The organism is Streptomyces odonnellii (assembly GCF_000981895.1).
Classification (GTDB): domain Bacteria; phylum Actinomycetota; class Actinomycetes; order Streptomycetales; family Streptomycetaceae; genus Streptomyces; species Streptomyces odonnellii.
The window spans coordinates 23,372-46,676 of the sequence record NZ_LATD01000017.1 but is presented as its reverse complement, the minus strand read 5'-3'; the positions used below and the strand labels follow the sequence as shown (position 1 = coordinate 46,676).

Annotated in this window: 19 protein-coding genes; 14 read left to right on the top strand and 5 right to left on the bottom strand. The window is 70.4% G+C overall.

Features of this window, described 5'->3' with window-relative positions; genetic code table 11:
- Window positions 1-21 precede the first annotated feature (21 nt).
- From WH07_RS02440 to WH07_RS02430, 3 genes are all read left to right on the top strand, one after another.
- Entirely contained in the window at window positions 22-1,071 is a 1,050-nt protein-coding gene (locus WH07_RS02440; RefSeq protein ID WP_046494704.1) for an ABC transporter substrate-binding protein, read from the top strand.
- On the top strand, window positions 1,068-2,276 hold the full coding sequence (locus WH07_RS02435) for an LLM class flavin-dependent oxidoreductase (RefSeq protein ID WP_046494703.1): 1,209 nt from the start codon (window positions 1,068-1,070) through the stop codon (window positions 2,274-2,276). The genes WH07_RS02440 and WH07_RS02435 overlap by 4 nt, the downstream gene beginning before the upstream one ends.
- An 81-nt stretch (window positions 2,277-2,357) precedes the next feature.
- Window positions 2,358-3,461: an NAD(P)-binding domain-containing protein gene (locus WH07_RS02430; RefSeq protein ID WP_046494701.1), complete on the top strand. Its 1,104-nt coding sequence runs from the start codon at window positions 2,358-2,360 to the stop codon at window positions 3,459-3,461.
- Between the two features lie 28 nt (window positions 3,462-3,489).
- Here the strand turns inward: WH07_RS02430 and mltG are convergent, their stop codons facing one another.
- Together mltG and WH07_RS02420 are read right to left on the bottom strand one after the other, a co-directional pair.
- Entirely contained in the window at window positions 3,490-4,365 is an 876-nt protein-coding gene (gene mltG, locus WH07_RS02425; protein WP_046494717.1) for an endolytic transglycosylase MltG, read from the bottom strand.
- A 185-nt stretch (window positions 4,366-4,550) separates the two neighbouring features.
- Window positions 4,551-6,392 (bottom strand): ABC transporter ATP-binding protein, encoded by a 1,842-nt coding sequence (locus WH07_RS02420; protein WP_046494699.1) that lies wholly within the window; start codon window positions 6,390-6,392, stop codon window positions 4,551-4,553.
- Window positions 6,393-6,624: 232 nt separating this feature from the next.
- On the opposite strand from WH07_RS02420, the gene WH07_RS02415 reads away from it, so the two are divergent.
- The 3 genes from WH07_RS02415 (at window position 6,625) to WH07_RS02405 (ending at window position 10,935) form a co-directional block, all read left to right on the top strand.
- Complete coding sequence (locus tag WH07_RS02415; protein WP_046494697.1) at window positions 6,625-7,068, top strand: MarR family winged helix-turn-helix transcriptional regulator; 444 nt, start codon at window positions 6,625-6,627, stop codon at window positions 7,066-7,068.
- Between the two features lie 205 nt (window positions 7,069-7,273).
- The gene (locus tag WH07_RS02410) at window positions 7,274-9,157 is read left to right on the top strand and encodes an ABC transporter transmembrane domain-containing protein (RefSeq protein WP_046494695.1); all 1,884 of its coding nucleotides are present in this window, start codon (window positions 7,274-7,276) and stop codon (window positions 9,155-9,157) included.
- Window positions 9,154-10,935 (top strand): ABC transporter ATP-binding protein, encoded by a 1,782-nt coding sequence (locus tag WH07_RS02405; RefSeq protein WP_046494693.1) that lies wholly within the window; start codon window positions 9,154-9,156, stop codon window positions 10,933-10,935. Before WH07_RS02410 ends, WH07_RS02405 begins: the two co-directional genes overlap by 4 nt.
- Before the next feature lie 113 nt (window positions 10,936-11,048).
- Here the strand turns inward: WH07_RS02405 and WH07_RS02400 are convergent, their stop codons facing one another.
- On the bottom strand, window positions 11,049-11,840 hold the full coding sequence (locus WH07_RS02400; protein ID WP_046494691.1) for a metal-dependent hydrolase: 792 nt from the start codon (window positions 11,838-11,840) through the stop codon (window positions 11,049-11,051).
- A 149-nt stretch (window positions 11,841-11,989) separates the two neighbouring features.
- Here WH07_RS02400 and WH07_RS02395 point away from each other — a divergent pair, with 149 nt between their 5' ends.
- The 3 genes from WH07_RS02395 (at window position 11,990) to WH07_RS02385 (ending at window position 15,969) form a co-directional block, all read left to right on the top strand.
- On the top strand, window positions 11,990-14,503 hold the full coding sequence (locus WH07_RS02395; RefSeq protein WP_046494689.1) for a DEAD/DEAH box helicase: 2,514 nt from the start codon (window positions 11,990-11,992) through the stop codon (window positions 14,501-14,503).
- Window positions 14,504-14,564: 61 nt separating this feature from the next.
- Window positions 14,565-15,449, top strand: a complete 885-nt coding sequence (locus WH07_RS02390) for an acyl-CoA thioesterase (RefSeq protein ID WP_046494687.1) — start codon at window positions 14,565-14,567, stop codon at window positions 15,447-15,449.
- 31 nt (window positions 15,450-15,480) lie between these two features.
- Window positions 15,481-15,969, top strand: coding sequence for a glutathione peroxidase (locus WH07_RS02385; RefSeq protein ID WP_046494685.1), 489 nt, complete (start codon window positions 15,481-15,483; stop codon window positions 15,967-15,969).
- A gap of 107 nt (window positions 15,970-16,076) precedes the next feature.
- Here the strand turns inward: WH07_RS02385 and WH07_RS02380 are convergent, their stop codons facing one another.
- Window positions 16,077-17,306: an acyl-CoA dehydrogenase family protein gene (locus WH07_RS02380; RefSeq protein WP_046494715.1), complete on the bottom strand. Its 1,230-nt coding sequence runs from the start codon at window positions 17,304-17,306 to the stop codon at window positions 16,077-16,079.
- Between the two features lie 189 nt (window positions 17,307-17,495).
- On the opposite strand from WH07_RS02380, the gene WH07_RS02375 reads away from it, so the two are divergent.
- Entirely contained in the window at window positions 17,496-18,140 is a 645-nt protein-coding gene (locus tag WH07_RS02375) for a TetR family transcriptional regulator (protein ID WP_046494684.1), read from the top strand.
- Window positions 18,141-18,182: 42 nt separating this feature from the next.
- On the opposite strand, the gene def is transcribed toward WH07_RS02375, so the two are convergent.
- On the bottom strand, window positions 18,183-18,728 hold the full coding sequence (def, locus tag WH07_RS02370; protein WP_046494682.1) for a peptide deformylase: 546 nt from the start codon (window positions 18,726-18,728) through the stop codon (window positions 18,183-18,185).
- A gap of 115 nt (window positions 18,729-18,843) precedes the next feature.
- Between def and WH07_RS02365 the strand changes: the two genes are divergently transcribed.
- From WH07_RS02365 to WH07_RS02350, 4 genes are all read left to right on the top strand, one after another.
- On the top strand, window positions 18,844-20,082 hold the full coding sequence (locus tag WH07_RS02365; protein WP_046494680.1) for a Mur ligase family protein: 1,239 nt from the start codon (window positions 18,844-18,846) through the stop codon (window positions 20,080-20,082).
- A gap of 49 nt (window positions 20,083-20,131) precedes the next feature.
- Window positions 20,132-20,860: a type 1 glutamine amidotransferase gene (locus WH07_RS02360; protein ID WP_046494678.1), complete on the top strand. Its 729-nt coding sequence runs from the start codon at window positions 20,132-20,134 to the stop codon at window positions 20,858-20,860.
- A gap of 228 nt (window positions 20,861-21,088) precedes the next feature.
- A complete protein-coding gene (locus WH07_RS02355) occupies window positions 21,089-22,114 on the top strand; it encodes a 6-phosphofructokinase (RefSeq protein WP_046494675.1) in 1,026 nt (341 codons plus the stop codon).
- Between the two features lie 191 nt (window positions 22,115-22,305).
- A complete protein-coding gene (locus WH07_RS02350) occupies window positions 22,306-23,256 on the top strand; it encodes a cytochrome c oxidase assembly protein (RefSeq protein WP_046494673.1) in 951 nt (316 codons plus the stop codon).
- Window positions 23,257-23,305 lie beyond the last annotated feature (49 nt).

Here is a 23,305-nt window from a genome sequence, read left to right as displayed (position 1 = left end):
CCCCAGAACGCCTCCGCCCCCATGAAACGCTTCCTGCCCGCCGTACTCCTCCCCCTCGCGCTCCCCCTCACCCTGCTGCTCGCCGCCTGCTCCGGCGCCTCCGCCGACGGCTCGGGCGGCGCCGGCGGCAACACCGACGGCAAGGGTTCCGTGACCCTCAACGTCGGTGACCAGAAAGGCGGTTCCGAGGCCGTCCTGCGCGCCGCCGGTGAACTCGACGACCTCCCCTACCGGATCACCTGGTCGACCTTCACCTCAGGGCCGCCACTGCTCGAAGCCGTCAACGCCAAGGCCGTGGACGTCGGTTCCGTCGGCAACACGCCTCCGGTCTTCGCCGCCGGAGCCGGTTCGAAGATCACGGTCGTGGCCGCGACCCACGGCGGCTCGCGCGGCGAAGCGATCCTCGTACCCAAGGACTCGCCGCTGACCAAAACCACCGACCTCAAGGGCAGGTCGGTCGCCGTCGCCCAGGGCAGCTCGGCGCACTTCCAGCTCATCGCCTCCCTCAGGAAGGCGGGTCTCACGCTGGACGACATCAAGGTCACGCTGTTGCAGCCGGCCGATGCGCTGGCCGCGTTCACCAGCGGCAAGGTGGACGCCTGGGCGGTGTGGGACCCGTACACCTCCCAGGTCCTGCGCGGTGGACAGGGGCGGGTACTGACCGACGGCGAAGGCGTTGTCAACGGGCTGAACTTCCAGGTCGCCGCGCCCTCCGCCCTCGCCGACAAGGACAAGGCCGCGGCCATCGGCGACTATGTCGAGCGGCTGCGCCGGGCGCAGGACTGGGTCTTCGACCACCCCGAGGAGTGGGCGAAGGTCTGGGCCGAGGAGACCGGACTGCCGTACGAAGTGGCCCTGGACGCCGTCGAACTCACCCACGGCACCCGGGTACCGGTCGCGCTGGACCAGGCCGCCATCGCATCCGAACAGGGCATCGCCGACACCTTCGCCGATCTCGGACTCATCCCCCGCCGCTTCGACTTCGCCGATTTCGTCGACGACCGCTTCAACAAGGACCTGCCGCCGTCGACCTCCCCGGCGCGCAGCTACGGAAAGGCCTCTTCCCGATGAGCATTCATCTGCACTGGTTCCTGCCGACCGGGGGCGACGGGCGGACGCTGGTGGACCGCCACGCGTACACCGACGGCGGCATCAAGCGTTCCAGGATCACTCCGGTGAGCGGGGTCAGGGCGCCGGACATCGAGTATCTGGCGCAGATCGCCAAGGCGGCCGAACAGCTCGGTTTCGAAGCGGTCCTGACACCGACGGGCACCTGGTGCGAGGACGCCTGGCTGACGACGGTGGCGCTGGCGCAGCAGACCGAGCGGCTGAAGTTCCTGGTGGCCTTCCGGCCGGGGCTGATCTCGCCAGTGCTGGCCGCGCAGATGGCGGCCACGTACCAGCGTGTCACCCGGGGCCGGCTGCTGCTCAATGTGGTGACCGGCGGCGACTCGACCGAGCAGCGGCGCTTCGGCGACCATCTCGACCACGACCGGCGCTATGCGCGGACGGCGGAGTTCCTGTCGGTGATCCGGGGGGTGTGGGGCGGGCGGCCCTACGACTTCGACGGTGAGCACTTCCAGGTGGAGGGCGGGCTCACCGCGCTGCCGCCGGATCCACTGCCGGAGATCTTCTTCGGCGGCTCGTCCGCAGCGGCGGGACCGGTCGCCGCCGAGCATGTGGATGTCTATCTGACCTGGGGCGAGCCTCCCGCCCAGGTGAAGGAGAAGACCGACTGGATCCGGGGGCTGGCCGAGGAGCGCGGCCGTACGGTCCGCTTCGGCATCCGGCTGCACACCATCTCGCGGGACTCCGCGAAGGAGGCCTGGGCCACGGCGGACCGGCTGCTGGACGATCTCGATCCCGAGACGGTCGCCGCGGCCCAGCAGGCGCTGGGCAGGAGCGAGTCGGTGGGGCAGCAGCGGATGCTCGCCCTGCACGGCGGCTCGCGCGAGGGGCTGGAGATCTCGCCCAACCTCTGGGCGGGGGTGGGTCTGGTACGCGGCGGCGCGGGCACCGCGCTGGTGGGCAGCCACGCCGATGTGGCCGACCGGATCGAGGAGTACCACGAGCTGGGCATCGAGCACTTCGTGCTCTCCGGCTATCCGCACCTGGAGGAGGCGTACTGGTTCGGCGAGGGCGTGACCCCGGAGCTGGCGGCGCGCGGGCTGCTGGCACAGGTGCAGCCTTCTCCGCTGCTGGGCGTGCCCGCGGCCAACGGGCGGCCCGCGTCCGCGCCCGGCGGCGCTCCGCTGCTGTTCGCCGGCGGGCGCTGAGCCGAGCGGGGCGCGTGCGCACCGGGCCCGCGAGGAGCGGGAAGCGGGAAGATTCCCGGATCCGAGGCTGTTCGTAGAAACGTGAACGACTTCGGGGTACGGGACGGGGCACGGGACATCGACGTGGTCGTCGTGGGTGCCGGACAGGCAGGTCTGTCCGGCGCCCACCATCTGCGGCGGTCCGGGCTCGCACCGGACGAGGACTTCGTCGTACTGGACCATGCCCCGCACCCCGGTGGCGCCTGGCAGTTCCGCTGGCCCTCGCTGACCTACGGCAAGGTCCACGGCATGCACGCGCTGCCCGGTATGGAGCTGATCACAGGGCCGGCCGATGACGACCGGCCCTCGTCGGAGGTGATCGGCGGCTACTTCACGGAGTACGAGCGGCGCTTCGGTCTGCGGGTCCACCGGCCGGTCGATGTGAGGGCGGTACGGGAGGGAACCGGCGGGCGGCTGCTGGTGGAGACCTCCGAGGGGAACTGGTCGGCGCGGGCGCTGATCAACGCCACCGGCACCTGGGACCGCCCCTTCTGGCCCCGCTATCCGGGCCAGGAGACCTTCCGGGGCCGCCAGTTGCACACGGCGGACTATCCGGGACCGGACGAGTTCGCCGGACTGCGTGTGGTCGTGGTGGGCGGTGGTGCCTCGGGGACCCAGCATCTGATGGAGATCGCGAAGGTGGCGGCGGACACCACCTGGGTGACGCGCCGGCCGCCGGTCTTCCGGGAGGGACCGTTCGGCGAGGAACAGGGGCGGGCGGCCGTCGCGCTCGTCGACGAGCGGGTACGCCAGGGCCTGCCGCCGGAGAGCGTGGTCTCGGTGACCGGTCTTCCGCTGAACGAGGCGATCGTCCGGGCGCGGGAGGAAGGCGTACTGGACCGGCTGCCGATGTTCGACCGGATCACCCCGGACGGGGTGGCCTGGGACGATGGGCGCACGGTGCCGGCCGATGTGATCCTCTGGGCGACCGGGTTCCGCGCGGCCATCGACCATCTCGCGCCGTTGGGCCTGCGCGAGCGCGGCGGCGGGATCCGCGTCGAGGGAACGCGCGCGGTACGGGACGAGCGCGTCCATCTGGTCGGGTACGGGCCGTCCGCCTCCACCATCGGCGCCAACCGTGCCGGACGGGCCGCGGTACGGGAGATCAAACGGCTGCTGGAGCGCGAGCCCGTGGCGGCGGCCTGAGCGGCGTTGTCGAAGTCGGCGCTCACTGTCAGCCTTCGGTGTTCGTGCCGGCGGAGGCGCTGCCCTTTGCCTTTGCGCGGTTCTCGTTGAACTCCTCGACGTTCGCGAGGTGTTCGGAGTAGTTGTTGGTGAAGCGGGTGTCCCCCTTCGCCACGGTGACGAAGTACAGCCACTCCCCGCGCGAGGGGTTGAGCGCCGCGTCCATCGCCTGCTCCCCCGGGTTCCCGATCGGTGTCGGCGTCAGGCCCTTGTGCTGATAGGTGTTGTAGGGGCTGTCGATCCTCGTGTCGGAATGCGTGGTGTCGAGTGTGTTGCGGTTGAGCGCGTAGTTGAGGGTCGAGTCCATCTGGAGCGGCATGCCCAGGGCCAGCCGGTTGTGCACGACCCGCGCGACCTTGGGCATGTCGGCCGCCGACTCGGCTTCGGCCTCGACGATGCTGGCGATGGTGACCGACTCATAGGTCGTCATTCCATTGCGCTGGGCTCCGGCGGTGATGTGATCGCCGGTGAACTTCTTGTTGGCGGTGTTGACCATATAGCTCAGCAGACCGGCCGCGGTGGTCGAGGAATCGATCGGATAGGTGGCCGGGAAGAGATAACCCTCGGGGTTGCCCTTGGCCTCCTCCGGCAGCTTGAGCCGGGCCGTGGCCGCCGCGTTCCTGGTGGTGCCCGTCGGCAGTTCCAGGGCCTTGTCGACGGCGGCGTACACATCGGTGGCGCGCCGCCCCTCCGTGATGACCAGCGTCGAGGTCTTCTCGCCGCCGCTCTCCTCGGTCATGAGAAGTACGGGCAGCAGCACCGCCCCTCCGACGGCAAGGGTGGCGGCCACCAGCAGGACCAGTCGGCCACGGCGGGTCAGACGGGGCCTGCCACCGGGTCTCGCATCCGGAAGCTCGTTCATCATATGGGCACGGTAACCCGGAGTGATCACCGATCCCGGCACCTGCGGTGCGGCGACACGGTTCGTATACATACGGACGGATATTCCGCCAGTCCGAGTACGCATGGCGACCGCGCCATGGACCCCCGGGCCGCCCCGGATGCGGTGCCGCCGGTTCCCGGTTCGAAGGGGCGGCGGCACTGCCGTACTCAGGGGGCGACCGGGGCCAGTTCCTCATCGGTGTGGCCCGGCAGGCTGTCCCTGCGGACGAGGGCCGCATAGCGCCCGTCCTGCTGGAGCAGTTCGTCGTGGGTGCCCTGCTCCACGACCCGGCCCGCGTCCAGGACCACGATCTGGTCCGCGTCCCTGACGGTGGAGAGCCGGTGCGCGATGGTGATCGTGGTGCGCCCCCGCGAGAGCGCGTCGATGGCCTCCTGTACGGCGTGTTCGGTACGGGTGTCCAGTGCGCTGGTCGCCTCGTCGAGGATCAGCACGGGCGGGTCGCGCAGGATGGTGCGGGCGATGGCGAGCCGCTGCTTCTCACCTCCGGAGAACCGGTATCCGCGCTCGCCCACCAGGGTGTCGTAACCGTCGGGGAGCGAGGTGATGTGGTCATGGATCTGGGCCGCCCTGGCGGCCTTCTGTATCTCCTCGTCGGTGGCCTCGGGTCTGGCGAACCGGAGATTCTCGGCGACGGAGGCATGGAAGAGGTAGGTCTCCTGGGAGACCACTCCGACGGCCCGGGACAGGGTGTCGAAGGCCAGGTCGCGCACATCGACCCCGTCGAGCAGGACCCGGCCGCCGGTCACGTCGTACAACCGGGGCACGAGATAGCTCAGGGTCGATTTGCCCGAACCCGTGGGCCCTACGACGGCGAGGCTGCCGCCCGCCGGAACGGTCAGCTCGATCCCCTTCAGGGTCGACTGCCCGCCCTTCTCGTCGTAGCTGAAGTCGACTCCGTCGAACCGCACTTCACCGCGCACCTTCTCGATCCCGACCGGGTGCTCGGTCTCGGTGATGTCGACGGGCAGGTCGAGGTACTCGAAGATGCGCTGGAACAGGGCGAGTGAGGTCTGTATCTGCACGCCGGTGGCGAGCAGGCTCACGGCGGGCCGGAAGAGGCCTTGCTGGAGGGAGACGAAGGCGACGAGCGTGCCGATGGAGACGACGGTGCCCCCGGCGCCCAGGGCTATGCCCGCGGCCCAGTAGATGACGGCGGGCATGGCGGCCATGACGATGCCGATGGTGGACATCCGCCAGCGGCCCGCCAGATTGGCCCGTACCTCCAGGTCGACCAGCCGCTCGGACTCGTCGGCGAACGACTTGGTCAGCGAGTCCGCGCGCCCCATCGTGCGACCGAGGAGGATGCCGCTCACCGAGAGCGATTCGGTGACGGTGGCGGCCATGGTGGCCATCTGGCGCTGGCGGTCCGTGGTGATCTTCTTGCGCTCCTGGCCGACCAGACGGCTGATCCAGACGAACAGCGGCAGCAGAAGCAGCGAGACGGCGGTGAGCCGCCAGTCCAGGGCGACCATCGCGACGACCGTCGCGACGACGGCCGTGAGGTTGGAGACCAGGGATGTCGCGGTCGAGGTGACCGTCGCCTGCATACCGCCGATGTCATTGGCGATACGGGACTGGACCTCGCCGGTCCTGGTCCTGGTGAAGAAGGCGAGCGGCATCCGCTGGAGCTGGGCGTAGACCCCGGTGCGCAGGTCGTGCATGACCCGCTGGCCGACCGTCGTCGAGATCAGCGTCTGGAGCACGCCGAAGACGCCGTTGACCACCGAGGTGGCGATCATGCCGAGGGCGAGCAGGCTCAGCAGTCCGGTACGGCCCTGCGGGATCGCGGTGTCGAGGATCTCGCGGAGCAGGAACGGCGAGGCGACCGAGACCAGCGACGAGGCGCCGACGAGCAGCCCCACGATCGCGAGCCGGCCGCGGTAGGGACGGAAGAGGCCGAAGATGCGCCGGAGCTGCGCGGGCGGCTCCGGCTGCCCCGGACGGTCGGTGCGGGGCTGGGGTGACCAGGTGGATTCCTCGGGTTTCATGGGCTCCTTCGACGAGCGGAACGGCTTCGGTGGAAGCGGTGAACGGTGGAAGCATCGGGACGGATGAGTCCTCCCGCGCTTGGTCCGGGCCCGGTTCTTTCCGGGCTCGGCCCTCCGGGCGTGGTCGAGCTTGGTCGGGCTCGGCTTTGAGCTCGGCCGGGCTTGGCTTTTCAGAGCCTAGCTCACTGTTACCTATGTACACAATGAATTGACTCCTGATATTGTTCCCACCATGAGCACCCCCGACGCGGACGGCATGCTGGCCGAGCAGTTGCTGCGGCTGACCCGTCGGCTCCAGCGCATCCAGAAGCGGCAGATGGAGCCGATCGGGATCACCCCCGCACAGGCCCGGCTGCTGCGCACGCTCGCGTATTACGAACAGCCGCCGCGGATGGCCGATCTGGCCGAGCGGCTCGAAGTCGTGCCCCGGGCCGTGACCAGCCTGGTGGACGGTCTCGAGGCGAGCGGCTGGGTGCGGAGAGCACCCGATCGGACCAATCGCCGGGTCGTCCGAGTCGAGCTGACCGACACCGGCCGGGCCACTCTGCGTGCGCTGCGCGGCGCGCGGCGGGCCGCGGCGGAGGACATACTCGCGCCGCTCACCCCCGACCAGCGCGAAGTGCTCGGCGGGCTGCTGTCGACGCTGGTCGACGGAGGCCACCACCGCCCCTGCTGAGCCGGCACCGATGAGCCGACACCGGGCCCGTCCGAAGGATCGCACCGGACCCATGTGACCCCCGCATGACCGGGCCTTTCGCACCGCTCCCTGGCTCAATCTGGCTCTCCGCACGGAAAACCCATTGCCGTGAGCTGCCGAATGACGCGAACCTTGCACGGTTTGCGCCACTCCGCCTGGGCCACTCCACGAGTCATGGGACATCATGCAGATTCGCGACCTTCCGTATACCGATCCGGGGATCCCCGACGTCCGGTCGGGCCCTCGGTTCCTGCTGTGGCTCGGACGCAACCAGTTGGGCGGGCAGCTCAAGGCCCTCGCCTGGGGCCTCCTGCACTTCACCGGTATCGGTGGGCTCTCGCTGGGCGCCGGGCTGGCCGTCCAGGCCGTGATCGACCGCTCGGGCGGCCGGCTCGCGCTCTCCGGCGGTCTGATCGCGCTGTTCGGTGCCGCCATCGCGATCGGCGACACCATGCTGCACCGCACCGCCGTCACCAACTGGATCACCGCCGCAGCCCGAGTCCAGCAGCTCCTCGCCCGTAAGACCGCCGAGCTGGGTTCGGCGCTGACCCGCCGGGTCGCCGCAGGTGAGGTCGTCGCCATCTCCACCGGCGATGTCGAGAGGATCGGCTGGTTCGTGGAGGCGGTCTCGCGCTTCCTGGCCGCCGCCCTCGCGATCGTCGTGGTCTGCGTGGGCCTGGTGATCTATCTGCCGGCGCTGGGCATCCTGGTCGCCCTTTCGGTGCCGGTGCTCGCCCTGGCCGTCCTGCCCCTCCTCCCCCGCGCCACCCAGCGCGCCGATGTCCAGCGTGAGAAGGCCGGCAAAGCCACCGAGCTGGCCTCGGACACCGTCGCGGGACTGCGCGTGCTGCGCGGTATCGGCGGCGAGGAGCTGTTCCTCGGCCGCTACCGCGCCGCCTCGCAGGAGGTCCGCAAGGCCGCCGTCCGCAGCGCCCGGATGTGGTCGCTGATCTCGGCGGTCCAGGTGCTGCTCCCGGGAGCCCTGCTGCTGGCCGTCATCACGTACGGGGCGCGGCTCGCCCTGGACGGGCGTATCGAGGTGGGCGGGCTGGTGACCGTCTACAGCGCGGTGACCCTGATGCTCTTCCCGCTGCGCCACTTCGAGGAGATCGCGATGGCGTACTCGTTCTCCCGGCCCGCCGCCCGGCGTGCGGCCCGGGTGCTGTCGCTGGAGCGGACCGCGTACGAGGACGAGCGCGGCGGCCTCGACGACGCCAGGCCGACCGGGGACCTGTACGACCCGGCCACCGGACTGCTCGCCCCCGCCGGACTGCTCACCGCTGTGGTGTGCGGCGATCCGGACGCGGCGGGGCGGCTCGCCGAGCGGCTCGGCGGCCACGCGGCGGGGGACGAGAAGAACCCCTCCGTCCTGCTCGGCGGGGTGGCGCTGGACGATCTGCCGCTGGACGCCGCACGCGCCAGCGTCCTCGTCCAGGACAAGGACCCGGTGCTGCTGTCCGGCACCCTCACTGAGCTGCTGGACGTTCCGGCCTCCGGCGCGGTCGATCCGGAGAAGGCGCTCGCCGCCGCCCAGTGCGGGGATGTGCTCGACGCACTCGTGCAGGCGTCGGTGGACGGCAGCGGCGATCCGATGCGGTCACGGATCACCGAGCGCGGCCGTTCGCTCTCCGGCGGCCAGCGCCAGCGGCTGGCCCTGGCCCGCTCGCTGGTCACCGACCCGGAGGTGCTGGTGCTCGACGAGCCGACCTCCGCGGTCGACTCGCACACCGAGGCGCGGATCGCCCGGAGCGTGAAGGAGCTGCGGGCCGGCCGTACGACCGTGGTGTTCGCCTCCTCGCCGCTGCTGCTGGACCACGCGGACCGGGTGGTGTTCGTCCATGAGGGCGAGGCCGCGGCCGTGGGTGCCCACCGCGAGCTGCTGCGGGACGAGCCCGGCTACCGGGCGGTCGTCACCCGTGAGACCGAGGCCGAACAAGAAGCCGAGCAAGACCTGAAACAGGAACAGGAACACGAACAGCGCGCGAAACGGGACCAGATCAGCGAACGGGACCAGATCATGGAGCCCGCCGCATCGCGGGCACGGGAAGAGATCGAGGAATCAGCATGATCGGCGTGGCGCCACCGGCGTACGATCCGGCGGCCCCGGAGACGGCGACGACCCTGCCGGTCGGGACCCCCGCGACCGTACGGACCTATGTGAAGGAACTGCTCAGCCGGCACCGCACGGCGTTCATCCTGCTGATCACCGTCAACGCGGTCTCGGTGATCGCCTCGATGGTGGGCCCCTATCTGCTCGGCGGCATCGTCGAGGACCTCTCAGAAGGGGTGCGCGAACTGCCCCTGGCCCGCACGGCGGCGATCTTCGCGCTCGCGCTGATCGTCCAGACCGTGTTCGTACGGCTGGTACGGCTGCGCGGGGCAATGCTGGGCGAGGAGATGCTCGCGGATCTGCGTGAGGACTTCCTCGTACGGTCCGTGGCGCTGCCGCCCGGCGTACTGGAGCGGGCCGGCACCGGCGATCTGCTCTCCCGTATCACCACCGACATCGACCGGCTGGCCAACGCGATGCGCGAGGCCGTGCCGCAGCTCGCCATCGGTGTGGTCTGGGCGGCGCTGCTGATCGGCGCGCTGACGGTCACCGCACCGCCGCTGGCACTGGCGGTGCTGCTGGCGCTGCCGCTGCTGATCGCCGGGTGCCGCTGGTACTTCCGGCGCGCGCCCTCGGCGTACCGCTCGGAGGCCGCCGGGTACGCGGCCGTGGCCGCCATGCTCGCCGAGACGGTCGACGCCGGCCGGACGGTCGAGGCGCACCGCCTCGGCGGGCGCCGGGTGGCGCTGTCGGAGCGGCGGATCAGGGAGTGGACCGCCTGGGAGCGGTACACCCTGTGGCTGCGGTCGGTCCTGTTCCCGACCATCAACCTCACCCATTCGACGATCTTCCTGGCCGTGCTGGTGCTGGGCGGTTCCTTCGTCCTCCAGGGCTGGATCACGGTCGGCCAGCTCACGACGGGCGCGCTCTTCGCCCAGATGCTGGTGGAGCCGGTGGGTCTCATCCTGCGCTGGTACGACGAACTCCAGGTCGCGCAGGTGTCCATCGCCCGGCTCGTCGGGGTACGGGACATCGAGCCGGACGCGGGCGACGCCTCGGTGGTGCCGGACGGCCGGGACGTCAGCGCCGACCGGGTGCACTTCGGCTACCGCGAGGGCGTCGACGTACTGCACAAGGTCACCCTGGATGTCAGCCCCGGCACCCGGCTGGCGCTGGTCGGCCCGTCGGGGGCCGGGAAGTCGACCCTGGGCCGGCTTCTCGCGGGCATATACGGGCCGCGCCGGGGCCGTATCGCCCTCGGCGGCGCGGAGCTGTCGCGCATGCCCGCCGAGCGGGTACGGGAGCATGTCGCCCTGGTCAACCAGGAGCACCATGTGTTCGTGGGCTCGCTTCGCGACAATCTGCTGCTGGCCCGTACGGGCGCGACGGACGCCGAGCTGTGGGCGGCGCTGGGGGCGGTCGACGCGGACGGCTGGGCACGGGCCCTGGAGGACGGTCTGGACACCGGGGTCGGCTCCGGCGGTACGGCCCTGACTCCGGCCCAGGCCCAGCAGATCGCGCTGGCCAGGCTGGTGCTCGCAGATCCGCACACCCTGGTCCTCGACGAGGCGACCTCGCTGCTCGACCCCCGGGCGGCCCGGCATCTGGAGCGCTCACTGGCCCGCGTGCTGGACGGGCGTACGGTCGTGGCGATCGCGCACCGGCTGCACACCGCGCATGACGCGGATGTGATCGCGGTGGTCGAGGAGGGCCGGATCAGCGAGCTGGGCAGCCATGACGAACTGGTGGCGGCGGACGGCGCGTACGCGGCACTGTGGCGGTCCTGGCACGGGTGATCGCGGCAAGGGGCCGGGGCCACCGTCGCGGTGAGCCCCGGCCCCTTGCTTGATACCCGTACGGCCGCCGTGCCCTTCCGTACCGCCGCTGTCGCTGTCCCTCCGTACCGCCGCTATATGACGTTCAGCGCCGCCGCGCCGCCGACTCCGCCCAGCACCATGAACGCCGGCATCAGCACCTTCAGCTCCACCCAGCTCCCGGCCCGGAAGCGCATCCCCTTCGGCGGGCCCAGCGGGTACCAGCGCTTGCGGCCCACGGGTATGGGCCAGAGGATCGGGCAGCCCGACACCGTCAGCGCGTCCCCGATGTCATGCACCAGCGCGCCCAGGACGATCGGCAGGCCCAGCCAGAGATACTCCTGCCCGGGCGCCGTGAACAGCCAGTCCGCGCCATTGCCCGGCTCGTCCAGCACGCCCGTCAGGATCCAGGCGCCGGCCGCGCCGAGCAGCCAGACGAGCACATCGCTGGAGACCCGCGCGGCCCGCCACAGCAGCCCCTCCACGGCCAGTACGACATGGACGAAGAGGATCGCGAGCACCGCCCAGCGCCCTCCGGCGTAGGCGAGGGCCGAGGCGCCCGCGCCGATCAGGACCGCCCAGAGCCAGGTGTGGGTCAGTGTGCGGTGGCCGCCGCTCCTACGGGGGTCGCCCGGCTTCCTGGTCCCCTTGTAGACGGCGTACGACAGCTTGTCGACGATCTCGCAGAGCCCCCGGGACACCGGGCCGAACGCGCGGGAGATCGTGGCGGCCTTGTGGTCCAGGTCGGGCGCGAGCGCGGCGCCCGCGCAGATCAGCGCGCCGGCCACCAGGACCGGCCAGGGCATCCCGTGCCCGGCGGCGGCCGCCGCGGCACCCACCCCCAGCCAGGCCGCCGCCCCTGACAGGGAGTGTGCCGGTCCCATCATGCTCGTACCCGCCCCATTGCAGTTGTGGTGGAGCCCCGCGCGAGAAACCCCGCGTGGCCGGGCTCAGTTGACAGGCCAGCGTACCGTCCGCGATCTTCGCTTCCCCCTCCGGTTCCCTGATCCGGGGCGAAGGCAGGCAAGATGGGGGCGTGACCCTTATCGATCAGCTCCCGCCGGACGCCGACCCCGATGCCCTGTTCGAGGCCTTCTCCTCCTGGGCGGAGGGCCAGGGCATCACGCTCTACCCGGCTCAGGAGGAGGCGCTGATCGAGGTGGTGTCCGGGGCCAATGTCATCCTGTCCACCCCCACCGGCTCGGGAAAGAGCCTGGTCGCGGCGGGTGCGCACTTCACGGCGCTGGCCCAGGACAAGGTCACCTTCTACACCGCGCCGATCAAGGCACTGGTCTCGGAGAAGTTCTTCGACCTGTGCAAGCTGTTCGGTACGGAGAACGTCGGCATGCTGACCGGCGACGCGTCCGTCAACGCGGACGCCCCGGTGATCTGCTGCACCGCCGAGGTGCTGGCCTCGATCGCGCTGCGCGACGGCAAGTACGCGGACATCGGCCAGGTCGTGATGGACGAGTTCCATTTCTACGCGGAGCCGGACCGCGGCTGGGCCTGGCAGATCCCCATCCTGGAGCTGCCGCAGGCGCAGTTCATCCTGATGTCGGCGACCCTCGGTGATGTCTCGCGCTTCGAGGAGGACCTGACCCGCCGTACGGGCCGGCCGACCTCCGTCGTACGGTCCGCGACCCGGCCGGTCCCGCTGTCGTACGAATACCGTCTCACCCCGATCACCGAGACGCTGACGGAGCTGCTGGAGACCCGGCAGGCGCCGGTGTACATCGTGCACTTCACCCAGGCGGCGGCCGTGGAGCGGGCGCAGTCGCTGATGAGCATCAACATGTGCTCGCGGGAGGAGAAGGACCGTATCGCCGATCTGATCGGCAATTTCCGCTTCACCACCCGGTTCGGACGGAATCTGTCCCGTTATGTACGCCATGGCATCGGTGTGCACCACGCGGGGATGCTGCCCAAGTACCGCAGGCTGGTGGAGAAGCTGGCGCAGGCCGGCCTGCTGAAGGTCATCTGCGGTACGGACACGCTCGGCGTCGGCGTCAATGTCCCCATCCGTACGGTGCTGTTCACCGCGCTCACCAAGTACGACGGCAATCGCGTCCGTACGCTGCGCGCCCGGGAGTTCCACCAGATCGCGGGCCGGGCGGGGCGCGCCGGGTTCGATACGGCGGGTCTGGTCGTCGCGCAGGCGCCCGAGCATGTGGTGGAGAACGAGAAGGCGCTGGCCAAGGCGGGCGACGACCCGAAGAAACGTCGCAAGGTGGTGCGCAAGAAGGCCCCCGAGGGCTTTGTGGCCTGGTCGGAGACGACCTTCGAGAAGCTCATCGGCTCCGATCCCGAACCGCTGACCTCCCGTTTCCGAGTCACCCACACGATGCTGCTGTCGGTGATCGCCCGGCCCGGCAATGCCTTCGAGGCGATGCGCCGACTGCTGGAGGACAATCACGAGCCGCGCAGGCAGCAGCTCAGGCACATCCGGCGGGCCATCGCCATCTACCGCTCGCTGCTGGACGGCGGGGTGGTGGAGCAACTGGCGACACCGGACGCTGAGGGCCGTATCGTCAGGCTGACCGTCGATCTCCAGCAGGACTTCGCGCTGAACCAGCCGCTGTCGACCTTCGCGCTGGCCTCGTTCGAGCTGCTGGACCCCGAATCCCCTTCGTACGCGCTGGACATGGTCTCCGTCGTCGAGTCGACGCTCGACGATCCGCGGCAGATCCTCGCGGCGCAGCAGAACAAGGCGCGGGGCGAGGCGGTCGCCGCGATGAAGTCGGACGGTGTCGAGTACGAGGAGCGGATGGAGCGGCTCCAGGAGGTCTCGTACCCCAAGCCGCTCGAAGAGCTGCTGGTGCACGCGTACAACACCTACCGCAAGAGCCATCCCTGGGTGGGTGACCATCCCGTCTCGCCCAAGTCGGTGATCCGGGACATGTACGAACGGGCGCTGTCCTTCACGGAGTTCACCTCGTTCTACGAGCTGTCCAGGACCGAGGGCATTGTGCTGCGCTATCTGGCGGGCGCGTACAAGGCGCTGGAACACACCATTCCGGACGACCTCAAGTCGGAGGATCTGGAGGATCTCACCGCGTGGCTCGGTGAGATGGTCCGGCAGGTCGACTCCAGTCTGCTGGACGAGTGGGAGCAGCTCGCCAATCCGGAGGTGGAGACGGCCGAGCAGGCGCAGGAGAAGGCCGATCAGGTCAGGCCGGTCACGGCCAACGCCCGCGCCTTCCGGGTGCTCGTACGCAACGCGATGTTCCGCCGGGTCGAGCTGGCGGCCCTGGACCGGATCGGTGAACTGGGCGAGCTGGACGCCGAGTCGGGGTGGGGCGCGGACGCGTGGGGCGAGGCGATGGACGCGTACTGGGACGAGTACGAGGAGCTGGGCACCGGGCCCGATGCCCGCGGGCCCAAGCTGCTGGCCATCGAGGAGGACCCGGCGCACGGGCTGTGGCGGGTGCGGCAGACCTTCGCCGACCCCAATGGCGACCACGACTGGGGCATCAGCGCGGAGGTCGATCTCGCGGCCTCCGACGAGGAGGGTCTGGCAGTGGTGCGCGTCACGGCCGTCGGGCAGCTCTGAGACGCGTGCAGCACTGAGAATGGGGACGAACGACAAGCGGAGAACGGGAGCACAGCGCACCATGACGAACCCCGCCGAGCGGCTGGTCGATCTGCTCGATCTGGAGCGGATCGAGGTCGACATCTTCCGCGGGCGCAGCCCCCAGGAGTCCCTGCAACGGGTCTTCGGCGGCCAGGTGGCCGGCCAGGCGCTGGTCGCGGCAGGCCGTACCACCGACGGGGACCGGCCGGTCCACTCGCTGCACGCGTACTTCCTGCGGCCGGGGCGGCCGGGGGTGCCGATCGTCTACCAGGTCGAACGGATCAGGGACGGACGGTCGTTCACCACGCGCAGGGTCACCGCCGTCCAGCAGGGGCGCACAATCTTCAATCTGACGGCCTCCTTCCACCGCCCCGAAGAGGGCGACTTCGAGCACCAGTTGCCGCCGCGGCTGGACTTCCCGGACCCGGAGACGCTGCCCACGGTCACAGAGGAGGTACGGGGGCATCTGGGCCAACTGCCGCAGTCGCTGGAGCGGATGGCCCGGCGTACGCCCTTCGACATCCGGTATGTCGAGCGGCTGCGCTGGACGCAGGAGGAGATCAAGGACGCGGATCCGCGGAGTGCGGTGTGGATGCGGGCGGTGGGGCCGCTGGGCGACGATCCGCTCGTACACACCTGCGCGCTGACCTACGCGAGCGACATGACCTTGCTGGACGCCGTCCGTATTCCCGTCGAGCCGCTGTGGGGGCCGCGGGGCTTCGACATGGCGTCGCTGGACCACGCGATGTGGTTCCACCGGCCGTTCCGCGCGGACGAATGGTTTCTGTACGACCAGGAGTCGCCGATCGCGACGGGCGGCCGGGGTCTGGCCCGGGGCCGGATCTACGACCGCGCGGGCCGGCTGCTGGTGTCGGTGGTGCAGGAGGGGCTGTTCCGGCGGCACCAGACAGCGGGTCCACAATGAGGGCACAACGCCGGAGACCGAGGAGATCCTGATGACCCTGTACGACATCCCGCTGCGCACCCTCGCGGGTGAACCCACTTCCCTGGCCGCCTACAAGGGCACGGCCGTACTGCTGGTGAACGTCGCGTCCAAGTGCGGTCTGACCCCGCAGTACGCCGGTCTGGAGCGGCTCCAGCAGCAGTACGGCGAGCGGGGTTTCACCGTTCTCGGCGTACCGTGCAACCAGTTCGCGGGGCAGGAGCCCGGCACCGCGGAGGAGATCCAGACCTTCTGCTCGGCGACCTACGGGGTGAGCTTCCCGCTGCTGGAGAAGACGGATGTGAACGGGGAGACCCGGCACCCGCTCTACGCGGAGCTGACGGCCACGGCCGACGCCGAGGGCGAGGCGGGCGATGTGCAGTGGAACTTCGAGAAGTTCCTGATCTCCCGTACGGGTGAGGTCGTCGCCCGGATCCGGCCGCGTACGGAGCCGGAGGCGCCCGAGGTGATCGCGGCGATCGAGGCCCAGCTTCCGGGCTGACCCACGTCGGGCCGGCACAGGCCGGCCGGTGAGAGGCTGACGCACCGGGGCTATGACTGGGACTGGGGCTGGGGCTGCCCGTGGCGGCCCCAGCTCCGCGTGCGGATTCAGCGGATCGGCATGCCCGACAGGGTGCGGGCGATCACCAGTCGCTGGATCTCGCTCGTCCCCTCGAAGATCGTGTAGATCGCGGCATCGCGGTGCATGCGTTCCACCGGGTATTCGCGGGTGAAGCCGTTGCCGCCCAGGATCTGCACGGCCTGCGCCGTGACCTGTTTGGCCGTCTCACTGGCGTACAGCTTGGACATCGAGCCCTCGGCGGAGGTGAAGGGCTTGCCCGTGGCGGCCATCCAGGAGGCCCGCCACACCAGCAGCCGGGAGGCGTCGATCCGGGTGCGCATGTCGGCCAGTTGGAAGGCGATGCCCTGGTTGTCGATGATCGGGCGGCCGAACTGGCTCCTGGTCATGGCGTAGTCGAGCGCCACCTCGTACGCCGCGCGGGCCGTGCCCACCGCCATCGCGCCGACGGCCGGGCGGGAGGCCTCGAAGGTGGCCATCGCCGCGTTCTTCACCCGCTCGCCGCCCGCCTCCTTCGCCCGCTCGCGGGCCCGGGCGAGCCGCTCGTCCAGCTTCTCCTTGCCGCCGAGCAGACAGTGCCCGGGAATTCTGACGTCCTCCAGGACGACCTCGGCGGTGTGGGAGGCGCGGATGCCGTGCTTTCTGAACTTCTGGCCCTGGGAGAGACCGGGGGTGGCGGGCGGGACGATGAAGGAGGCGTGGCCCTTCGTACCGAGACCGGGGTCGACGACGGCGACCACGACATGGACATTGGCGATACCGCCGTTGGTTGCCCAGGTCTTGGTGCCGTTCAGCACCCACTCGTCCGTGGCCTGGTCGTACACCGCGCGGGTGCGCATGGCGCCGACGTCGGAGCCGGCGTCGGGCTCGGAGGAGCAGAAGGCGGCGACCTTCACTTCGTCGGTGTCGCCGTACATCTGCGGGATCCAGGTGCCTATCTGCTCGTCGGTGCCGTTGGCGAGGACTCCGACGGCCGCCAGGCCCGTACCGACGATCGACAGGGCGATGCCCGCGTCGCCCCAGAACAGTTCCTCCATGGTCATCGGGATGCCGAGGCCGGTGGGGTCGAAGAACTGCTGGGCGTAGAAGTCGAGGGAGTAGACGCCGATCCTGGCGGCCTCCTGGATGACCGGCCAGGGGGTCTCCTCGCGCTCGTCCCACTCGGCGGCGGCCGGACGAATGACGTCCGCGGCGAAGCCGTGCAGCCACTCGCGGACCTGCTTCTGGTCGTCGTTGAGTTCGAACGCGAACTCGGCCATGTTCCCCTCCAGCACTGCGTCAGCGCCCCGCCTCCATGGCGCCGCCAACCGCGTTACTCACGGTAACCCCAGTCTGTTACCCGTAGGTAGAGGATGTCAACCTGCCATGGTCTGATCAGCATTGACGGCGGGCAGGGTGTTACTTTGCCGGTGCGCGTCGGGCAATCGCATGGGCGGGGAGACACAGCTATGGAGACCACACAGCAGGCCGAGCAGCAGCGGTCCGCGCGCCAGCGGAGGCGCCAGTTGCTGGAGGCCGCCGACCGGGTGGTGCTCCGGGACGGCCCCCAGGCCTCCATGAACGCCATCGCCGCCGAGGCGGGCATCACCAAGCCCATTCTCTACCGGCACTTCGGGGACAAGGGCGGGCTGTACCGCGCGCTCGCCAAGCGCCACACCGACGCGCTGCTGGACGCCCTGCGGGCCGCGCTGGACGCGCCCGCCGAGCGGCGCCAGCGGGTGGAGGCCACCCTCGACACGTACCTCGCCGCGATCGAGGCCCGGCCGCAGGTCTACCGGTTTCTGATGCACCCGGCCGAGGACAGCCAACTGCCCGAGCAGGGCTTCGACGTGGGCCGCCACTCGGCCCCGCTGCTGCGCCGCCTCGGCGAGGAACTCGCGAAGGTCATCGAGGAGCGGGTGGACCTCGGACCGGACAGCGGGCAGCTCGCGCGGGTCTGGGGCCATGGCATCGTCGGGATGATGCACGCGGCCGGGGACTGGTGGCTCGGTGAACGGCCCTGCTCGCGCGAGCAGTTGGTACGGAGCCTGGCGGACCTGCTGTGGGGCAGACTGGCGACGGTCGACGACCGCGACGGCGGGCCGGGGTTCTGAAGCGGCTTCGGATCCGGAATCGGAAGCCGCGGAATGCCCCTCTCAGGCAAGTCCCGACCAGGGCGCCCGGCGTGCCGCGCGCAGCACCCGGGACCGGCGGCGCCCGCTGAGCCGGTCGGGATAGACCGTACCGTCGAGATGGTCGCACTCGTGCTGGAGGCAGCGCGCGAAGAAGCCCGACCCCTCGATCCGTACCGGCTCCCCATGGCGGTCGACGCCCTCCACGACGGCATGGTCGTACCGCTCGGTGCCCGCCTCGAGTCCGGGCAGCGAGAGACAGCCCTCGGGGCCGCGCAGCACGATGTCGTCCGCCCGGGTCAGTCGCGGATTGACGAGGTGTCCGAGGTGGCGGACGTCCTCGTCGTCCGGGCAGTCGTACACGAACACCCGCAGCGGTACGCCGATCTGGTTCGCGGCGAGCCCGACCCCCCGGGCGGCGTACATCGTCGCGAACAAGTCCTGGATGAGCCCGGACAGGGCCGGACCGAAGTCCGTGACGGGCTCACAGGGGGCGTGCAGGACCGGATCGCCCAGTGTTCTCAAGGCGCGTACCCGCCCGGCGCTGCCGGGGATGGAACGGTTCGACATGCCGGTCAGGGTACGGTCACGGTGACCTCCGCTTTCCCGCCCGGTGCCGCGGTTCGGGCGCTTGGCCGGATCTCGATAGGCTGACCCCGGACCGACGCAAGGAGGATCAAGGACGATGGCAGGCAACACGGACCCGCTGACGCCACGGGCCAAGCTGGCCGTGACGGCGGGCAAGGCCGCTGCCGCGGTGTCGCGCGCCGCCGGCCGCGGCAGCGGATCGGTGATCGGCGGGAAGGTGGCGCTCAGACTCGACCCCGACCTGCTGGGTCGGCTCGCGCAGCACCTCGACGTCATCCTCGTGTCGGCGACGAACGGCAAGACCACCACGACCCGGCTGATCGCCGAGGCCCTGCGGGCCGCGGGCCCCGTGGTGTCCAACGCGCTCGGCGCCAATATGCCGGCCGGTATCACCTCGGCCCTCGCGGGCGGTTCCGACGCCAAGTTCGGCGTGATCGAGGTCGACGAGAAGTACCTCGCAGGGGTGGCGCGGGACACCACGCCCAAGGCGATCGCGCTGCTCAACCTCTCCCGCGACCAGCTCGACCGCGCCGCCGAGACCCGGATGCTCGCCGAGAAGTGGCGCGAGGGGCTGGCCGGTACGAAGTCCGTCGTGATCGCCAACGCCGACGACCCGCTGATCGTCTGGGCCGCCTCCTCCTCGCCCAATGTCGTCTGGGTGGCCGCGGGCCAGGAGTGGAAGGACGACGCCTGGTCCTGCCCCGCCTGCGGCGGTGTGATGCAGCGTCCCGGCGACGACTGGTTCTGCGGCGAGTGCGGCTTCCGCCGTCCCGCGCCGAGCTGGACGCTCCACGGTGACCATGTCCTCGACCCGCACGGCTCGGCCTGGCCGATCCATCTCCAGCTCCCGGGCCGCGCCAACAAGGCGAACGCCGCCACCTCGGCGGCCGTCGCGGCGACGTTCGGGGTGCCGCCGCAGGTGGCACTGGAGCGGATGTACCAGGTGCAGGCCGTGGCCGGCCGGTACGACGTGGTGTCGTTCCTCGGCCGCGATCTGCGTCTGCTGCTCGCCAAGAACCCCGCGGGCTGGCTGGAGACGTTCTCGCTGATCGATCCGCCGCCGGCCCCGGTCATCCTCGCCGTGAACGCCCGGGGGGCGGACGGCACCGACACCTCGTGGCTCTGGGACGTCGACTACACCCGGCTCGCCGGCCACCCGATCTTCGTGATCGGCGACCGCAAGCTGGACCTCGCCGTACGCCTGGAGGTCGCGGGACTGGACTTCCGGGTCTGTGAGACACCGGACGAGGCGGTGCGGATGGCGCCGCCCGGACGGATCGAGGCCATCGCCAACTACACCTCGTTCCAGGACCTTCGCAGACGGGTGGGGAACTGACCTGATGTCGGGATACACGAGTCCACGGACGCCTGGAGGACGAGGGAGAATGAGCGACAGCAGCCTGCGCCTGGTGTGGATCTACCCCGATCTGCTGAGCACCTACGGGGACCAGGGCAACGCCCTGGTGGTGGAGCGCCGGGCACGGCAGCGCGGTCTGAACGTGACCCGCGTGGATGTACGCAGCGACCAGCCGGTGCCGACCTCCGGCGACATCTATCTGATCGGCGGCGGCGAGGACAGGCCGCAGCGGCTGGCCGCGGAGCGGCTGCGGCGTGACGGAGGTCTCAGCCGGGCCGTCTCGAACGGCGCGATCGTCTTCTCGGTCTGCGCGGGCTACCAGATCCTGGGTCATGAGTTCATCAACGACCTGGGCGAGCGCGAGCCCGGACTCGGGCTGCTCGATGTGGTGTCCACCCGCGGCGAGGGCGAGCGGTGTGTCGGCGATGTGCTGGCGGACATCGATCCCCGGCTGAACCTGCCGCAGCTCACTGGTTTCGAGAACCACCAGGGCATCACCCATCTCGGCCCGACGGCACGGCCGTTCGCGCGGACCAGGCTCGGCCGCGGCAACGGCACGGGCGACGGCACGGAGGGCGCGTACAACGACACCGTGTTCGGTACGTACATGCACGGCCCGGTGATGGCGCGCAACCCGCAGATCGCGGACCTGCTGCTGAAGCTGGCCCTCGATGTGAACGCGCTGCCGCCGACGGACGACCGCTGGTACGACGCGCTGCGCGCCGAGCGGGTGGCGGCGGCGGTCCAGCCCGCCTGACCCGACCGGCTCCGCCCCGGCCCGCTCCGGTCCTCCGGGAACCGCGGGCCGGGGCCCCGCGCACGGGCCCGGTCGGAGGTGCGCGGGCGCACGGTCGGGGCGCGGCAGGCGTGTCCAGAAGACGGACTGCGGGTTTCGGTCCCCCCGCCGCCCGCCGGTAGGGTGGCCGGGAATTGTCCGGACGATGGGGTCCGGCCGTCGGCCCACGTTGCAAAGGTATCCCGGGCAATGCGAATTGGTGTGCTCACCTCAGGCGGCGACTGCCCCGGCCTCAACGCCGTGATCAGGTCCGTCGTGCACCGCGCCGTCGTCGACCACGGCGACGAGGTGATCGGATTCCACGACGGCTGGAAGGGCCTGCTGGAGGCCGACTACCGCAAGCTCGATCTGGACGCCGTGGCCGGGATCCTGGCCCGCGGCGGTACGATCCTGGGCTCGTCCCGGGTCCAGCCCGCGCATCTCCGCGACGGGGTGGAGCGCGCCAGGGGCCATGTGGCGGACCTGGGGCTCGACGCGATCATCCCCATCGGCGGCGAGGGCACCCTCAAGGCCGCCCATCTGCTCTCCGAGGCCGGGCTGCCCATCGTCGGCGTACCGAAGACCATCGACAACGACATCGCCTCCACCGATGTGACCTTCGGCTTCGACACGGCCGTCGGGGTCGCCACGGAGGCGCTGGACCGGCTGAAGACCACCGCCGAGTCCCATCAGCGGGTCCTGATCGTGGAGGTCATGGGCCGGCACACCGGGTGGATCGCGCTGCACTCCGGCATGGCCGCCGGCGCCCACGCCATCGTCGTACCGGAGCGCCCGTTCGACATAGGTGAGCTGACCGAACTGGTCGGCAAGCGGTTCTCGGCGGGCAAGAGGTTCGCGATCGTGGTGGTCGCCGAGGGTGCGAAGCCGCGTGAGGGCTCCATGGAGTTCGACGAGGGCGGCAAGGACATCTACGGCCACGAGCGGTTCGCGGGGGTGGCCCGGCAGCTCGCCATCGAGCTGGAGGAGCGGCTCGGCAAGGAGGCCAGGCCGGTGATACTCGGCCATGTTCAGCGCGGCGGCACCCCCACGGCGTACGACAGGGTCCTGGCGACCCGGTTCGGCTGGCACGCCGTCGAGGCCGCGCACCGCGGGGAGTTCGGCATGATGACCGCGCTGCGCGGCACGGACATCGTCATGGTGCCGCTGGGCCAGGCCGTGGAGACGCTCAAGACCGTGCCCGCGGAGCGGTACGCCGAGGCGGAGTGCGTGCTCTGACCTGACGGCCGCCGACCGGGCCTCGGACCGGCACGGCTTCCGCCGTCAGGGCACCCACCGCCCCGTCGCCACCACCGACGAAGAACCGCCCCCGCCCGCCAGGGTGTCCGGGGGCGGTTCTAGGCTGTACGGACAACCGGCGCGAATCCGGCCGGGGTGGAGCAGTCACGTCCCACGGTGGGAGCACACGGATGGATCACGGCGGGCACGGCATGACCATGGATCTGCCGCCGTTCACGCTGGGACGGGCCCTGGAGTACTCTCCGGACCTCTTCTTCCTGATCGGGTGTCTGCTGGCACTCGCGCTGTACGGCACGGGGGTGCTGCGGCTGCGGCGGCGCGGGGACGAATGGTCCGCCGGCCGGACCGTCGCGTTTGTGATCGGTGTGCTGACCGTGGCGCTGGTGATGTGCACCGGGCTGAACGACTACGGCATGGTCATGTTCAGCGCGCACATGATCCAGCACATGGTGATCAGCATGGTCTCGCCGATCCTGCTGCTGCTCGGCGCTCCGGTGACGCTGGCGCTGCGGGCGCTGCCGGTGGCGGGCCGAGGCCGCAAGGGACCCCGTGAGCTGCTGCTCGCGGTGCTGCACAGCCGCTATGTGCGGATCGTCACACACCCCGCCTTCACCATCCCGCTGTTCATCGCGAGCCTGTACGGGCTGTACTTCACCCCTCTCTTCGACTTCCTCATGGGATCCAGGGCCGGGCACATCGCGATGATGGTGCACTTCCTCGCGGTCGGTCTGATCTTCTTCTGGCCGATCATGGGCGTCGACCCAGGGCCGCACCGCCCCAACCATCTGATGCGGATGCTGGAACTGTTCGCGGGGATGCCCTTCCACGCCTTCTTCGGGATCGCGCTGATGATGGCGAGCGAGCCGATGGTCGCGGTGTACCGCACTCCCCCGGTCTCGCTCGGAATCGACGCCCTCAGCGATCAGAACGCGGCGGGCGGTATCGCGTGGGCGTTCAGCGAGATCCCGTCGGTGCTGGTGCTGCTGGCGCTCGTCTACCAGTGGTACCGCTCGGAACAGCGGCAGGCGAAGCGCTCCGACCGGGCCGCCGACCGCGACGGTGACAAGGAGCTGGCGGAGTACAACGCGTATCTCGCCTCGCTCCAGGCCCGGGGCCAATAGGCGCCCGGAGCCAATAGGCAGTGGCCGGGAGTCAGTAGTCGGGAGCCAG

Excerpts from the sequence above, each read along its gene's own strand:
- WH07_RS02380 (WP_046494715.1), bottom strand. The coding sequence starts at position 17,306 with ATGGCCGAGTTCGCGTTCGAACTCAACGACGACCAGAAGCAGGTCCGC.
- WH07_RS02440 (WP_046494704.1), top strand. The coding sequence starts at position 22 with ATGAAACGCTTCCTGCCCGCCGTACTCCTCCCCCTCGCGCTCCCCCTC.
- WH07_RS02390 (WP_046494687.1), top strand. The coding sequence starts at position 14,565 with ATGACGAACCCCGCCGAGCGGCTGGTCGATCTGCTCGATCTGGAGCGG.
- WH07_RS02435 (WP_046494703.1), top strand. The coding sequence starts at position 1,068 with ATGAGCATTCATCTGCACTGGTTCCTGCCGACCGGGGGCGACGGGCGG.
- WH07_RS02360 (WP_046494678.1), top strand. The coding sequence starts at position 20,132 with ATGAGCGACAGCAGCCTGCGCCTGGTGTGGATCTACCCCGATCTGCTG.
- WH07_RS02415 (WP_046494697.1), top strand. The coding sequence starts at position 6,625 with ATGAGCACCCCCGACGCGGACGGCATGCTGGCCGAGCAGTTGCTGCGG.
- def (WP_046494682.1), bottom strand. The coding sequence starts at position 18,728 with ATGTCGAACCGTTCCATCCCCGGCAGCGCCGGGCGGGTACGCGCCTTG.
- WH07_RS02405 (WP_046494693.1), top strand. The coding sequence starts at position 9,154 with ATGATCGGCGTGGCGCCACCGGCGTACGATCCGGCGGCCCCGGAGACG.
- WH07_RS02385 (WP_046494685.1), top strand. The coding sequence starts at position 15,481 with ATGACCCTGTACGACATCCCGCTGCGCACCCTCGCGGGTGAACCCACT.
- WH07_RS02365 (WP_046494680.1), top strand. The coding sequence starts at position 18,844 with ATGGCAGGCAACACGGACCCGCTGACGCCACGGGCCAAGCTGGCCGTG.
- WH07_RS02410 (WP_046494695.1), top strand. The coding sequence starts at position 7,274 with ATGCAGATTCGCGACCTTCCGTATACCGATCCGGGGATCCCCGACGTC.
- WH07_RS02355 (WP_046494675.1), top strand. The coding sequence starts at position 21,089 with ATGCGAATTGGTGTGCTCACCTCAGGCGGCGACTGCCCCGGCCTCAAC.
- WH07_RS02420 (WP_046494699.1), bottom strand. The coding sequence starts at position 6,392 with ATGAAACCCGAGGAATCCACCTGGTCACCCCAGCCCCGCACCGACCGT.
- WH07_RS02350 (WP_046494673.1), top strand. The coding sequence starts at position 22,306 with ATGGATCACGGCGGGCACGGCATGACCATGGATCTGCCGCCGTTCACG.
- WH07_RS02400 (WP_046494691.1), bottom strand. The coding sequence starts at position 11,840 with ATGATGGGACCGGCACACTCCCTGTCAGGGGCGGCGGCCTGGCTGGGG.
- mltG (WP_046494717.1), bottom strand. The coding sequence starts at position 4,365 with ATGATGAACGAGCTTCCGGATGCGAGACCCGGTGGCAGGCCCCGTCTG.
- WH07_RS02375 (WP_046494684.1), top strand. The coding sequence starts at position 17,496 with ATGGAGACCACACAGCAGGCCGAGCAGCAGCGGTCCGCGCGCCAGCGG.